Source organism: Streptomyces sp. NPDC088732 (assembly GCF_044751205.1).
Taxonomy (GTDB): domain Bacteria; phylum Actinomycetota; class Actinomycetes; order Streptomycetales; family Streptomycetaceae; genus Actinacidiphila.
On record NZ_JBIVLI010000013.1, the window covers coordinates 61,475 to 75,544 of the forward strand.

The 14,070-nt window shown below is 73.9% G+C and carries 11 protein-coding genes; 5 read left to right on the forward strand and 6 right to left on the reverse strand.

What is annotated here, in order from left to right; translation table 11 throughout:
* Window positions 1-23: 23 nt before the first annotated feature.
* Window positions 24-1,415: an FAD-dependent oxidoreductase gene (locus ACIP9H_RS22345; protein ID WP_401960350.1), complete on the reverse strand. Its 1,392-nt coding sequence runs from the start codon at window positions 1,413-1,415 to the stop codon at window positions 24-26.
* Window positions 1,416-1,483: 68 nt separating this feature from the next.
* Here ACIP9H_RS22345 and ACIP9H_RS22350 point away from each other — a divergent pair, with 68 nt between their 5' ends.
* Window positions 1,484-2,722 carry a DUF4032 domain-containing protein gene (locus ACIP9H_RS22350; protein WP_401590276.1) on the forward strand — a complete coding sequence of 413 codons (1,239 nt, stop codon included), beginning with the start codon at window positions 1,484-1,486 and terminating at the stop codon, window positions 2,720-2,722.
* Here ACIP9H_RS22350 and ACIP9H_RS22355 read toward each other — a convergent pair.
* Window positions 2,719-5,922 carry a hypothetical protein gene (locus tag ACIP9H_RS22355; RefSeq protein WP_401960353.1) on the reverse strand — a complete coding sequence of 1,068 codons (3,204 nt, stop codon included), beginning with the start codon at window positions 5,920-5,922 and terminating at the stop codon, window positions 2,719-2,721. The two genes, ACIP9H_RS22350 and ACIP9H_RS22355, sit on opposite strands and share 4 nt — an antisense overlap.
* A gap of 377 nt (window positions 5,923-6,299) precedes the next feature.
* On the opposite strand from ACIP9H_RS22355, the gene ACIP9H_RS22360 reads away from it, so the two are divergent.
* Entirely contained in the window at window positions 6,300-6,764 is a 465-nt protein-coding gene (locus tag ACIP9H_RS22360) for an SAM-dependent methyltransferase (protein ID WP_401590283.1), read from the forward strand.
* A 218-nt stretch (window positions 6,765-6,982) separates the two neighbouring features.
* Complete coding sequence (locus tag ACIP9H_RS22365) at window positions 6,983-7,813, forward strand: peptidoglycan recognition protein (RefSeq protein WP_401590286.1); 831 nt, start codon at window positions 6,983-6,985, stop codon at window positions 7,811-7,813.
* A gap of 33 nt (window positions 7,814-7,846) precedes the next feature.
* Here the strand turns inward: ACIP9H_RS22365 and ACIP9H_RS22370 are convergent, their stop codons facing one another.
* On the reverse strand, window positions 7,847-8,941 hold the full coding sequence (locus tag ACIP9H_RS22370) for a PP2C family protein-serine/threonine phosphatase (RefSeq protein WP_401590289.1): 1,095 nt from the start codon (window positions 8,939-8,941) through the stop codon (window positions 7,847-7,849).
* 37 nt (window positions 8,942-8,978) lie between these two features.
* Complete coding sequence (locus tag ACIP9H_RS22375) at window positions 8,979-9,998, reverse strand: isopenicillin N synthase family dioxygenase (RefSeq protein WP_401590292.1); 1,020 nt, start codon at window positions 9,996-9,998, stop codon at window positions 8,979-8,981.
* 355 nt (window positions 9,999-10,353) lie between these two features.
* Between ACIP9H_RS22375 and ACIP9H_RS22380 the strand changes: the two genes are divergently transcribed.
* Window positions 10,354-11,745 (forward strand): tannase/feruloyl esterase family alpha/beta hydrolase, encoded by a 1,392-nt coding sequence (locus ACIP9H_RS22380; protein WP_401590295.1) that lies wholly within the window; start codon window positions 10,354-10,356, stop codon window positions 11,743-11,745.
* Here the strand turns inward: ACIP9H_RS22380 and ACIP9H_RS22385 are convergent, their stop codons facing one another.
* Window positions 11,746-12,300 carry an MOSC domain-containing protein gene (locus ACIP9H_RS22385; protein ID WP_401590298.1) on the reverse strand — a complete coding sequence of 185 codons (555 nt, stop codon included), beginning with the start codon at window positions 12,298-12,300 and terminating at the stop codon, window positions 11,746-11,748.
* A 90-nt stretch (window positions 12,301-12,390) separates the two neighbouring features.
* Between ACIP9H_RS22385 and ACIP9H_RS22390 the strand changes: the two genes are divergently transcribed.
* Window positions 12,391-12,891: a VOC family protein gene (locus ACIP9H_RS22390; RefSeq protein ID WP_401590301.1), complete on the forward strand. Its 501-nt coding sequence runs from the start codon at window positions 12,391-12,393 to the stop codon at window positions 12,889-12,891.
* A 10-nt stretch (window positions 12,892-12,901) separates the two neighbouring features.
* Here ACIP9H_RS22390 and ACIP9H_RS22395 read toward each other — a convergent pair whose 3' ends face one another.
* Complete coding sequence (locus ACIP9H_RS22395) at window positions 12,902-14,068, reverse strand: barstar family protein (RefSeq protein ID WP_401590304.1); 1,167 nt, start codon at window positions 14,066-14,068, stop codon at window positions 12,902-12,904.
* Window positions 14,069-14,070: the final 2 nt, after the last annotated feature.

Consider the following 14,070-nt stretch of genomic DNA (forward strand, 5'->3'; position numbering starts at 1 on the left):
GCACCCTGGCCGGCACTCCCGGCTCAGCCCGCCTGGGGGTCCTCGCGCAGGTCCTGGTGCACCTTTTCGGCGACCTTGCGGGCCGCCACCAGCACCGGGTCCCACACCGGCGAGAACGGCGGGGCGTAGCCGAGGTCGAGGGCGGTCACCTGCTCGGCCGTCATGCCCGCCGTCAGGGCCACCGCGCCGATGTCGACCCGCTTGGCAGCGCCCTCGCGTCCGACGATCTGCAGCCCGAGCAGCCGCCCGGTGCCGCGTTCGGCGATCGCCTTGACCGTCATGGGCGCCGAGCCCGGGTAGTAGCGGGCCCGGCTGGTGGACTCCACCACGGCGGTCACGTACTGCAGGCCGGCCGCGTCGGCCTGCGAGGCCTTGAGGCCCGTGCGGGCGATCTCCAGGTCGCAGACCTTGCTGACCGCCGTGCCGACGACCCCGGGGAAGGTGGCGTAGCCGCCGCCGATGTTCGTGCCGACGACCCGGCCCTGCTTGTTCGCGTGGGTGCCGAGGGGGATGTGCTGCATCCCGCCGGACACCAGGTTGAGGACCTCCACGCAGTCGCCCGCCGCCCAGATGCCGTCGGCGCCCCGCACCCGCATGGCGCGGTCGGTGAGCAGCCCGCCGTGCTCGCCGAGCGGGAGTCCGGCCTCCCGCGCCAGTCCGGTGTTGGGAGCCACGCCGAGGCCGAGCACGACGACGTCGGCCGGGTACTCGCCCGCATCGGTGGCCACCGCGCGGACCCGGCCGTCGGCGCCGGTCAGCACCTCGCGCACGGCGGAACCGGTGACGACGGTGACCCCGAGCCCCTCCATGGCCTTGCGCACCAGGTGTCCCATGTCCGGGTCGAGGGTGGACATGGGCTCGTCGGCCCGTTCGATCAGCGTGACGCGCAGCCCGTGCCGCAGCATGGCCTCGGCCATCTCGACGCCGATGTACCCGCCGCCGACCACGACCGCGTTCCGCGCCGGGGTGCCGTCGAGCGCATTGAGGATCTCCTCCCCGTCGTCGAGGATCTGCACCCCGTGGACCCCGGCGGCGTCGATCCCCGGGATGCCGGGGCGCTTGGGGACGGCCCCGGTGGCGATCACGAGCTGGTCGAACCCGGTCCAGTCCTCGGCACCGGAGGAGTCGCGGGTGCGCACCCGGCGCGCGTCCGGGTCGATTCCGACCACCTCGGTGCCGAGCCGCACGTCGATGTGGCGGGCCCGGTGCTCCTCGGGCGAGCGGGCGATCAGCTCGTCGGGGCCCTCGGCGTCCCCGGCGATCCAGTAGGGGATGCCGCAGGCCGAGTAGGACGTACGGCGGCCGCGTTCGAAGGCGATGATCTCCAGATCCTCCGGGCCCCTGCGTCGGCGTGCCTGGGACGCGGCCGACATGCCCGCCGCGTCGCCCCCGATGACCACCAGCCGTTCCGTCATGGACGCAGCGTATGCGCCCGCCCCCCGGTATCGTGCGCGGCCACCCCCGTGCCGCACACTTGTGCGTCATGGACCTCCAGATCACCGCGACCTCCCCGGAGCATCCGGCCGCCCTCCTCGACCTGCCGTGGAACGTGCCGCTGGAGGAGTGGCCCGAGGAGTACCTGGTGGCCCTGCCCCGCGGTATCTCCCGGCACGTGGTGCGCTTCGCGCTCGCCGGGGACGAGGTGGTGGCGGTCAAGGAGGTCGGCGAGTGGGCCGCCGTCCGCGAGTACGGGCTGCTGCGGGACCTGGACCGGATCGGCATCCCCGCGGTCGACCCGCTGGCCGTGGTCACCGGCCGCAAGGACGACCGCGGTACGCCGCTCGAGCCCGTGCTGATCACCCGGCACCTGGGCGGCTCTCAGCCCTACCGCTCGATGTTCGAGACGACGATGCGGCCGGGCACCGTCAACCGCCTTCTCGACGCGCTTGCCGTCCTCCTGGTCCGGCTGCACCTTGCGGGCTTCGCCTGGGGTGACTGCTCGCTGTCCAACACCCTGTTCCGGCGCGACGCGGGTGCGTACGCGGCCTACCTGGTGGACGCCGAGACCGGCCAGATCCAGGCCAACCTCTCCCGCGGCCAGCGCGAGTACGACATCGAGGTGGCTCGGGTCAACATCGCGGGCGAGCTGATGGACCTGGAGGCGGGCGGTTCCCTGCACCCCTCCGTGGACCCGATCACCTTCGGCCAGGCCATCGCCGATCGCTACGACGAGCTGTGGCACGAGCTCACCCGCGAGTCGGTCTACCCGGTGGCCAAGCGGCACTACATCGACCGGCGCATCCGGCGGCTCAACGAACTCGGCTTCGACGTGGCCGAGATGCAGATCCAGAAGTCGCCGGACGGCGACCAGGTCACGTTCCTGCCCAAGGTCGTCGACGCCGGCCACCACCAGCGCCAGCTGCTCCGGCTCACCGGCCTCGACGCAGAGGAGAACCAGGCCCGCAGCCTCCTCAACGACCTGGAGACCTGGATGGCCACCCAGGACGACTACGCCCCCGGCGACCCCCTCGGTGCCCGTCCCGAGGTGCTGGCCCACCGCTGGGTCCGCGACGTCTTCCGCCCGACCGTCCGCGCCGTCCCGCGCGAGCTGCGCCGCGGCATGGACACGGCGCAGGTCTACCACGAGCTGCTGGAGCACCGCTGGTTCATGTCGGAGCAGGCGCAGCACGATGTCGGGCTGGACGCCACGGTCGAGGACTACGTGCACAATGTGCTGCTCCAGGCACCGCAGGCACCGGCGGTGCCCCTGACTGAGGACTAGCCCGCAGCGCCCGGGGCGAGCGGGCGTCTCAGGTCGGCGGTCAGGGCGGCCTCCGCCACGTCGGGGTCGGGGTGCGCCGTGAGGGAGTCCAGTTCGGCCGCCCAGGGGTCCGTCCATCCCGTGGCATCCCCGCCCGCGCGGACGAGGAGCACCGCGAGCAGGCCGGCCGGCGTGCCGGGGCGCCTGCTCAAGGCGCGGGCCAGATCAAGGAGACCCGGGGACGTCCGGCCGTCGCGGGCACCGACGACCACGGAACGCTGGTCGTCCAAGGGCAGGACGTACGGGTGCCCCTCGAGAAGCCGAAGGCAGTACTCCCACCGCTCCTCGCCGGTGTCGCCCTCGCGCAGCGCCGCGAATGCGGCGCCGAAGGCCGCGCGGGCGGCGGCGCGTCCCAGCCCCGCACGTTCCAGGGCTTTCGCGTAAGCGTCCAGCGCCGGGGCGGCGTACCGGTAGTGGCTCGTGGACAGACGGTCGAGCAGGCGCAGCCCCTCCCGGCCCGACCCCAGGGCGCGGAGCGCGCCGTCCAGCGCGGTGGTCGCCGCCTCGGAGCGCGAAGCCGCACTGGCGAGCGCGTACCCGGCGGTGTACCGCTCGCCGTGCGGGCGTGCGGGGTCGGACAGTGCGGCGGCCAGCGCTCCGGCCACCACCTCGTCCGCGCCGTGGTCGCGGGCGACCGCGCCCAGCGCACCGCAGGCGGCCGCCACGACGTCCGCGTCGCCTCCCTCGCGCACCAGGGCGGCCAGGAAGTGCGTGTGGGCCTTCGCAGCGGCCGGGGCCGCGTCCCGGCGGCTGTCGATGACGGCCTTGCGGACCGCCGGCTGCCCCATCCGGGCCCGCAGGCAGGCGGCGATGCCGGGCCGGTCCAGGGCGGCGGTCAGCGGCACGGCCAGAACGGCGAGCACGTCGTGGTGCTGGCCCGGCACGTCCCACGCGGCCAGCAGGGCGAGGAACGCCTGCTCGCCGGAGCGTTCGCCCAGGGCCCGCGCAGCCTCCTTCCGCGAGCCGACCGGTGCCCTCGGGTCGGCTGCGATGGCACCGAGCCGTTCGATCGCCTCCGTGTCGGGAATCGCGTCGAGGAGACGGCGCAGCGCGGCCATCGCTGCCCGGCCGCGCACGCCACCCGTGCCGGCGTGCTCCAGCAGCGGACCGAGCGCGGCGGGGTCGGCCATCCGGCCGAGCGAGGCCAGGGCGGCAGCCACAACGGGCTGCGGGACCTCTCCCCCGGTGAGCCGCCGCAGGGCCGATGCGTCGCGCAAATGGGCAGCGGCCTTGGTGCGTTGCCTCAGCGGCAGGTCTTCGTCGGCGGCGATGCCCGCCAAGTGCCGGGCGATCAGCGCCCGCTGCACCGGCAGCCAGCGCCCCTCGGCGGTCCCGGGCAGCCCCGGCAGCCACGGCTGCGGGACCGCGGCGGGCAGACGCTCCAGCAGGTCGGTACGGCGCCGCGTCACCGTCTCCTCAAGGCGCGGCACCGCGGCGAACCGCCTGCCGGACGCCAGGAGTTCCGCCGCACGGGCCTCCCGTGTCGCGGGGTCGGCGAGCCAGGCCCCGGCGGCGTGTGCGGCGGCGTCGGGATCGTCACTCCCCAGGGCGGTACGGACGAGCAGGTCGTCACAGCCCGGCAGGGCGGCGGCGTGGCGCTCCAGGAGTGCGGCCATGCCGAGGGCGTTCCGCGCGCTTCCGCCCCCGGTGCCCGCCGCCCAGATCGCGCGGGCCGCCGACCGGTCGACGTCCAGCGGCCTCGCGCGACCCGGGAACCGGGCGTCGGTGACGACCTGGGCGAGCAACGGCACGACAGCCGCGGCGCGTTCGTGGTCACCGCGCGTGGCGGCCGCCACGGTCACCCGGCGCAGGAGCCGTTCGGCGGCTTGGAGGGTGCAGGCGGTCGAGTCGTAGGACTGGACGGTGGTCAGGGCCGCGTCCCGCAACGCCGTGTACGGGACGGCCGCGAGCAGCCGGGCCGGTGCGAGCGCCGCCTGCTCCAATGCCGCCTGACGTACGGTGCACTGGTCGTGCCAGGCGCGTTCACACGTGACGAAGATGCGGGCGTACTCCGCGAGGTCGCCGTGCCGGGCCGCGGCGGCGAGGAGTCCCGGCCAGGCGGAGCGTCTCCGATGGACGGTGAAGTCGTCGGCCAGGCCGCGGAAGAGGGGTTCGGCCTCCGCAAGCGGAAGGAGCACGCCGAAGCGCAGCCGGACGTCGCGCTCGGGCCCCGGGACGACGGACAGGTCCTGGAGGAACTCGGCGCGGGCCGCGGGCTCCAACGCGGCGACCGCGCTGACCGGCGCCTTGTGCCGGTTTCCGCCTGGCACGCGTTCGCGCACCAGGCGGACGCGCTCGACGGGCGGAAGAAGCGCCAGGAGGGGATCCTCGGTGACGGGTTCGGTCAGTTCCCGGTGCTCGTCGTCCTGGGGGCGGCACACCGCTGTCAGGGCCGCGAGTTCCTCGGGGGCCAGTTCGCGCAGCGCACGACGGACGCTCCTGGGCAACGGTCCGTCGGCCAGCGGCAGTTCTGTGACGCCCGCGCGGCCGACGGCGGCAAGCAGGTCGCGCGGGCGGCGCAGGACGGCGACCACGGCCTCGCCGGACAGGAGGCGCGGCGCCTTCTCGGCGAGGCTCAGCGCGGCTCCGGGGTCCCGCCGGGCCACGCTCTCCGCCAGGTCCGCGTAACGGCGGACGAACCGGTACCACCCGCCGGTGCCCTCGGCCCGCTCGCCGGCCTGGACGAGGTGTTCCGCGACCGCCCGCGGTGCCGTACGGACCAGCGATGCCAGCACGCCGAAGGGAGCGCCGAGCCGGGGCAGCCATTCCTCGACCGTGCCGGCAGGGCAGGCCGGCAGCAGTTGTGCCGCCTCGGCCTCCCCGTACCGCTCGTGGACCTCCGGCAGCAGCCGTGCCGCGAGTTCACGGCGCCGGGACAGCCGCAGGATGCGGTAGGCGTCGCGTCGTACGCCACGAGTGCCGCTCAGCGCGAGCCGCGCCAGGGCGGCGTCGGGAACGGGCAGGCGGATGGCGGCCGCCAGGGCGCGGCGGCGCAACCGGGGGTCGTCGAGCGCGACGGCCACGGCGTCGATGTCGCGGCGGACGACGGCGAGGAAGAGCGCGAGGTGCCGCTCGTCCGGGCTCCCCTTTGCGAGCGCCGCGTGGGCGGCTCGATAGCCGTCCTCATCGAGGGAACGGCCGTGCTCGGCGACGGCCCGCATCCGGGCCGGGAAGGGAAGGTGATCGAAGTGCTCGAAGTGCGTGTACAGAGTGCGGACTTCTCTTCGGGAGTGTTCCTGGACCCCGGCGGTGGCCGGGGGCGTGGGCGCCTGGGGCGGCGCGGTAGTGATCGTCCGCCACCGGTGTCCTGCGCCGCAAGTGCATTGCGCGACAGGGCACCGGAGCAGTCCTGTGTCGTACAGGTGAAACCGACCTCGGCCAGGCGCAGTTCGGTCGCGGCCGGCCGCGCACCGGTCCGGCGCAGTCAGTGGCGTGCACGGGGGTAGCGTCGAGCAGGCGGAGGTGCGGCACCGGCGACGTCGAATGCCCACCAAATGATACCCAACGTCTCACATAGTGGACGAGAAGGAGAGTGGGCATGTCCGTGATCGAGGCGCGTCCCGTCGGCCGGGTGGCCGGAGGCCGCACCGCAGTCGAGGACGACGACTGGGGCGCGGTGGAGGCGGTGATCCGGCTGGACGCCGCCCGGTTCGGACCCGAGGCGCTGTTGGGACTCGACGCCTTCTCGCACCTGGAGGTGGTCTACCGCTTCGACCGTGTGCCGGAGGAGCGGGAGCAGACCGCGGCACGCCATCCGCGCGGCAACAGCGCCTGGCCGCTCGTGGGCATCTTCGCGCAGCGCGGCAAGGAACGGCCCAACCGGCTGGGCGTCTCACGATGCGAGCTGCTGCGCGTCGAGGGGCTGGACGTCCACGTGCGGGGCCTCGACGCGGTGGACGGCACTCCGGTGCTCGACATCAAGCCGTGGATGACCGGTTTCGGCCCGCGGGGCGAGGTCGTGGAACCGGGATGGGCCGGGGAGTTGATGCGCCGCTATTACTGACGGCCCGGGACGGCCGAGACGCCGCCGGGTCCACGGGCGGCGCATCCGGGTGAGGCGGTGGCGGTGCGCGGCGTGTCCTCTCCTGCCCGTTAAGGCATATGAGCTGATGTTCCTTTATGCAGTCAAGGCATGCGGCCGCGGGCTCGCACCACGGAACCCGCGGCTCGCGCCAGGGGTCGGACGGGCCGCACCGCCACCCCAAGGGGGCGCACCGGGCCGTGCGGCGGTCACGCCGCACGCTGACCGTCCTGGTCGTCGGCACCGGAGCGGTGGGCTTCGTCGCCCTGACGGCGTGGGGCGTGCACAGTGCCGTCGTCCACTCCCCCTCCCCCGTCCTGTACGCCCGCCCGGCACCGACCCCGCAGGAACAGCCGTTCCCCAACCTCGCCGACCGCGTCACCATGCACCGGGTCCCGGCCTACCCGGCCGCGGAGCCGCGGATCGTCACCCGCGCCTCGTGGGGGGCGGACGAATCGCTGCGCCATGAGGCACCCCACTACGGTCACGTGGTGGAGGCGGTCTTCCTGCACCACACGGACAGCGGCAACGGCTACGCCTGCAAGGACGTGCCGCGCATCATCCGCAACATCTACACCGGCCATGTGCGCGGCAAGCACTGGGACGACGTGGCCTACAACTTCTTCGTCGACAAGTGCGGCACGATCTACGAGGGACGGGCCGGCGGCCTGGCCAAGCCGGTGACCGGCGCGCACGCGGTCGGCTTCAACCAGGACACCATCGGCGTCGCCGCGGTCGGCACCTTCGACGCCCCCGGCAGCGTGACGCACGCGCTGGAGGAGGGAATCGCCCGGCTCGCGGCCTGGAAACTCGGGATCTCCGGCATCGACCCCCGCTCCAAGGTCACCCTGGTGTCCAGCAACGACCAGAGCCGCTTCCACAAGGGGCAGCACGCGGTCTTCCACGTGATCGCGGGCCACCGGGACGCCTTCATGACCGACTGCCCCGGCAACGCCCTGTACGCCGCCCTGCCCGCCATCCGCGCCGAGGCCGCCCGGCTGCAGGGGCGGCCGCAGGCGCGCAAGGGCTGACGGGCGAGAACGGGGGCCGGAGCCGCCCCGTCGTCACTTCTCCGGCCGGAGCCGTGCGGACGTCAGCGCCAGCAGCGCGACGTCGTCACCGACCGCGCCCGCGTACCGGCTCAGGTCCTCCCAGACCGCGTCGACCACCTCGCGCGGCGAGGGGTTCGCGGCCCGGGCCAGCAGCACGGCCAGCCGGCCGGCGAGCGGATAGAAGACCCCGGACGCGTTCCTGGCCTCCGTCACGCCGTCGGTGTAGGCCAGGATCATGTCGCCCCGCAGCAACTCCACTTCCGCGATCACCGGCAGCGGCAGGCCCGGCAGTCCGGTGCCCAGCGGCGGCGCGGGGTCGGCCGCCAGCTCCAGCACCGCGCCGTCGCGCAGCAGCAGGGCCGGCGGGTGCCCGTGACAGGCCACCCGCACCACCGAGCCGCCCTGGGGGAACTCCAGCAGCAGCGCCGTCGCGAACAGCTCGCCATTGGCGTCCGCGTCCAGCAGCAGGCGCCGCTCCAGGCGTCCGGCGACGCTTCTCAGATCCGGCTGGTCGAGCGCCGCCTCACGGAAGGCGCCGAGAAGGGACGCGACGGTCGACACCGCGGCGAGACCGTGGCCCTGCACATCGGCGATCAGCGCCCGCACGCCGTGGGGTCCGTCCCGTACGTCGAACAGGTCGCCGCCCACCAGGGTGCCGCGCTGCGCCGCGCGATACAGCGCACCGCACCGGACCGCGCCGACCCGGGGCGGCACGGGCGCCAGTACCGCGTGCTGGGCGGCCTCGGCCACCGAACCGGCCTCCACCAGACGGCCCCGGGACCGCTGGCCCACCGCCGCGATCACCACGCTGAGAACACCGATCAGCACAACGGCGCCCACTTCCTCGCCGGCGAGACTGCCCGAGCCGACAACGGGGAGCATCATCACGACGACCACGGCGACCGCGATGACCGCCGTGCCCAGCACCCCGTAGGTGAGGGCGGCCAGCGGTGAGACCGCCGCATAGTACGCGCCCAGTTCGACGTCACCAGGTGTGACGCCCTGCGCGACGATCAGGGCGGCCAGGAGGGCGACCGGCAGCAGGCGCAGCCACCCGGGCAGCGGGGAGATCTGCAGTGTGCCGTCCTCGGCGGGAACCGTCCCCATAGAGGCACGGTAACCGCGGTCGGCCGGTGCCGCCGGGTCAGCGGGCGGCCGCCCTCGTGGCCGCGACGAGTTCCGGGTGATGACGCCGGGCGACCTCGGGATGGGCGCGCAGCCACCCCTTGAGCTCATTGCGTCCGTACTCGGCGAACAAGGGGTTGGCGGGGTCCTTGGTGGCGCCCGGGGCGTGGTGGGCGTGCGCGAAGGGCAGCGGGGCGATCCGTGCGTCGAGCCGCGGGTTGTAGAAGAAGGGGACGGAGAAGCGCGCGCGTGCGCCGGGCGGGCTGACGACGCGGTGGTTGGTGGCCTTGAGCCAGCCGTCGGTGGCGACCTCCAGGAGCTCGCCGAGATTGACCACAAAGGCGCCGGGCAGCGGCGGGACGTCGTGGAAGCGGCCGTCAGCGCGCTCCACCTGGAGGCCGCCGACCTCGTCCTGGAGCAGCAGGGTCAGGAAACCGTAGTCCTTGTGCGCGCCGACGCCCTGGCCGTCTCCTGTGGGGGCGGTGCCGGGGTAGCGGACCAGCTTCAGGTGCAGATGCGGTTCGTCGGCGAAGGCGCCGTCGTAGAAGTCCTCGGGGGCGCCGATGGAGGCCAGCAGTTCGTGCAGCAGGCGGTGCGCGACACCGCTGAGCCGGTCGATCCAGCGCAGCGAGCGCTCGCGCAGCTCGGGGAGGCCGGCGGGCCACTGGTTGGGGCCTTCGAGCCACCAGTACGGGGGTTCGCCCGCGGCGGGGACGTGCCGGGGCCGCTCGGCGCCGATGTCGAGCTGGTCGCGCCAGTCCTGGCTGCCGCCGGTGCGCTCGTCGCCGATGCGTGTGTAGCCGCGGAAGTGCGGGGAGTTGAGGTTGCCGAGGGCGAGGCGTTCCGCCTCGGGGAGCGCGAAGAACGCGCGGATCACGCGCATCAGGCCGGCGGTCTCCTCGGCGGTGACGCCGTGGCCGGTCAGCTGGAAGAAGCCGACGTCGTGGGCGGCGGCGTGCAGGTCTCGGTGGAGCCGGGCGCGGGCCTCGGGGCCGCGGTCGGCGGCCGACAGGTCGATCACGGGGAGCTGGAGCGTCATGTGTCTTTCCGCAGGGTGTGTCCCGGCAGCGGCGGCGACGGCCGGACGCTCCGCGCGGGGCCCTGTTGGGGCGGCGGCGCGGGCCGGGTGAAGGGAGGGGGGGAAGAAGGCGAGGTGCCGGGGGTCAGCCGCTGCGGCGACAGGACATGCTCGTGACGCGGACGAAGTCCACGTGTCGGCGGCGCACGAGCAGAAGCATGGGCCAAGGGTACTGCCGGGGACGGCGACACTCCGTGACCCATGTCACCCCGGCCCATGAACCGGGGTCCGCGAACGTGGGGCGGCGCCATGGTCCGAGCGCGCGGCGGCGGACACGATGTGGCGGCAACCGACCCCGACGTGCCCTGGAGGCACCATGCGCCCCTGGAGAGGCCTCACCAGAGGTGTCCCGAAGAGCGTCCCCCTGCTCGCCGCCGCGGCCCTTGTGCTGGGTGCCGCCGCGGTGCCCGCGGAGGCGCGGACCGCGACCGCGGGCCACTGCGCCCGGCTGGACCGGGTGGTGGTGCCCGGCGCCGCCCTCGCGCAGCGCGCGTGCCTGCCGGACCTGACAACCACGGGCCTGGCCGGCACCCCGTACACCGACACGGCCGACCAGGCGGGGCTGTCCGCCGCGGGCACGGTGCGCCCCTCCGGTGTGCCCGGCGTCCAGGTCGACGGCTACTTCCCGGACAGCTCCGGCTTCAACACCACGCACGGCTGGAACCACGACGCGCAGTTCGTGCTGCGCATGCCGGACCGCTGGAACGGCGGCCTGATCGTCACCGGCGCCCCGGGCACCCGCAAGCAGTACTCGCTGGACGTGCTCATCTCCGACTGGGCGGTCGCGCAGGGCTATGCCTTCGCCGCGACCGACAAGGGCAACAACGGCCCGGACTTCTGGACCGACGGCAGCCGCCCCGGGGACGCGATCGCCGAGTGGAACCGGCGGACGACCCAGCTCACCGTCGCCGCGAAGGCCGCCGTCGCCGGCCGCTACGGCCACGCGCCACGTCGCACCTACATGACGGGGATCTCCAACGGCGGCTACCTCACCCGCTGGCAGCTGGAGAACCACCCGGCGCTCTACGACGGCGGGGTGGACTGGGAGGGCACCCTCTGGACGGCGGACGGACCCAATCTGCTGACCTCGCTCCCCGTCACGGTGGCCCGCGCCCAGGGCCGGGCGACCGACGCGGACCTCATCGCGGCCGGGTTCGCGCCGGGCTCGGAATTCCTGTGGCCGTACCACCAGCAGGCGTACTGGGGAATCACGCAGAAGACCTACCGGGCACTGTTCGACCCCGCCTACGACCCGGCCTGCCCCGGAACGAGCGCCGGCACGACCGTCCCCGAGATCCTGGCGCCCTGCGCCTCGGACGCGGACTACGACTACGCCGCCCGGCCCGCCTCGGTGCACCGCGCCGTCGCCCGGGTCGCGCTCACCGGCCGGATCGGCAAACCGATGATCACCCTGCACGGCACCCTGGACTCGCTCCTGCCGATCGCGGCCGACTCCGACGTCTACGACCGCATGGTCGACGGCGCGGGCCGCGGCCGGCTGCACCGCTACTACCGCGTGGCGGGCGGCAACCACGTGGACGGCCTGTACGACACCTACCCGGACCGGCTGCGCCCGGTCCTGCCCTGCTACCGGGAGGCGCTGGGCGCGCTGACGGCCTGGGTGGAGCACGGGCGTACGCCGCCCGGCGACCGCACGGTCCCGCGTCCGGCGGACGGCGACGTGGTCAACTCCTGCACGCTCGGCTGATCAGACCCGTTCCAGCCGGCGGTGCGGCTCCTGGGGCAGTTCGACACCGACACCGTCCCCGGGCCGCACCTCGCCGCCGGTCAGCACGACGCCCATGATGCCGCCCTTGCGGACGACCGCGCCGTGCTCGTCGCGGCCGACGACCTGCTTGAGCAGCCCGCTGCGGAACGCGTCGATCTGCAGGCACGGATTGCGCAGCCCGGTCACCTCGACGACCGCCTCGGCCCCCAGCCGCAGCCGGGTGCCGACGGGCAGGCCCAGCAGGTCCACGCCGCGGGTGGTGACGTTCTCGCCGAGTTCGCCCGGGGCGACCTCGTATCCCGCCGCGAGCAGTTCGTCGAGCAGTTCGCCGTGGATCAGGTGGACCTGACGCAGGTTCGGCTGCGTCGGGTCCTGCGCCACCCGCGATCGGTGCTGCACCGTCACTCCGAGATGCGCGTCCCCCTCGACGCCGAGGCCGGCGAGCAGACGGATGCACGGGTGCGCCGGTTTGCTGAAGTGGTGGCCCTCGTCGCGGCTGACGGAGACGACGGTGCCGGTCGCGGCAACAGTCATGGAACGCGCTCCCCTCGTCCAGGCTGCACGATCGTCAGCCTAGCCGAATCAATTGTTGAGACTTCAAGAAGTTTTCCCTACGCTGGGGCCATGCCTGTACGCCGCCTCAATCACGCCGTGCTCTACATCCGCGACGTCGCCCGGTCCGTCGCGTTCTACCGCGAGGTGTTCGGCTTCACGGTCGACGTGGAGATCCCCGGACGCGCCGCCTTCCTGAGCGCCAAGGACACCCTCAACGACCACGACCTGGGGCTGTTCGCCATCGGCCCGGACGCGCCGGGCCCCGAGCAGGGCCGGGTCGGCCTCTACCACCTCGCCTGGGAAGTGGGCACGCTCGGCGAACTCGCCGACACCGCCCGCGCGCTCACCGAACGGGGCGCGCTCGTCGGCACCAGCGACCACGTGGTGTCCAAGTCCCTGTACGCGAAGGACCCCGACGGCAACGAGTTCGAGGTCATGTGGCGCGTCCCCCGCGAGGACTGGCCGACCACCCAGGAGGTCATCGGCCCCCGTCCCCTCGACCTCCAGGCCGCCCTCGACCGCTGGGGCCCCGACCTCGCCACGGGCGCCGCGGCCGGCTCGGTGACCTGACGCCGGGGCGTCAGTCGAGGACGACGGTCACCCCGCGCTTGTGCAGGAGCCGCACGATCTCCTCGAAGTAGCCGAGCCCTGCGCCGGACACGACGTCCGCCAGCGCCTCCCGGGCGCCGGCGGCGTCGTGCCAGACCAGCGTGAACGGTGGCTTCACACCGAAACCGCCGATCAGGCAGTCGTCGAAGGCGTCTCCTCCCCAGCCGTAGTACCGGCCCGGTCCGACGATCGCCTCCGCCATCGCGCAGTGCAGCCCGGGAACGTCGGTCGCATACCGTCCGTCCATGTGATGGACCCCGCCCGAGCGGTCCGGCCCGCGCCGGCCGACGTAGCCGCCGAGGGTGAGCCGCAGCCAGGCGTCCCTGCCCTCGCTGCCGTGGCGGGCCCACGGGTTGGGGGTTGCCGGCATGCCGCGGTACCAGGTCTCCCACACCGGGCGCGCGAGCAGCGGAGGACGGTCGGTGCCCCCGTCGGCCAGCGTGATGTCGACGAGGGCGCCGCCCAGGACCGACGGCCGTGTGCCGGCGACGTCCAGTGGCAGCGGATGGCGGTGCATCCTGCGGCCGGTGCGGTCCAGCGCCCAGAGCTCGACCCACGTCCACCGGCACTTCTCCGGCCGGCGCAGCACGGCGAGCAGCGGCTCGGCGGGCTCGCACCCGAGGAGTTGCATCGGCACGCTCGGGGGACCGTCGCGCTCGTCGAACAGGCCGTCCACACCGAGGCAGGTCCCGAGGGAGCCCTTCGCGTACAGCTCGAAACGCGGGGACTTCGGCACCTCGCGGCTTTCCGCGGGGTCCTGCTCGACCGAGGCCCCGACAACGACGTCCACCGACGAAGGCCCGGTGCTGCAGGGCAGCCGGGCGATGACCACGGCGTCGCGTAGGGTCAGCCACTGGACCGGTCGCCGGTCGTCCCAGACCTCGATCAGCAGGTCCCCGAACGTCCGCCCGCCGTGGCCGTCGTCGGCCAGTTCCTCGATCGCGTCACGCAGCAGGCCCTCGGGACGGCACCCCCGCAGCGTCAGGATCTCCCGGGGCGGCGCCACCCGGTCGGCGAAGAATCCGTCGGCACCGGCACACCGCGCCCACAGGCGATCGACGCCGTCCTCGTCCTCCTTGACCAGCAGATACGCGACCGGGAAGTCCCTGCCCCACCCGGTGTGGTCCTCGGCCCGCATGC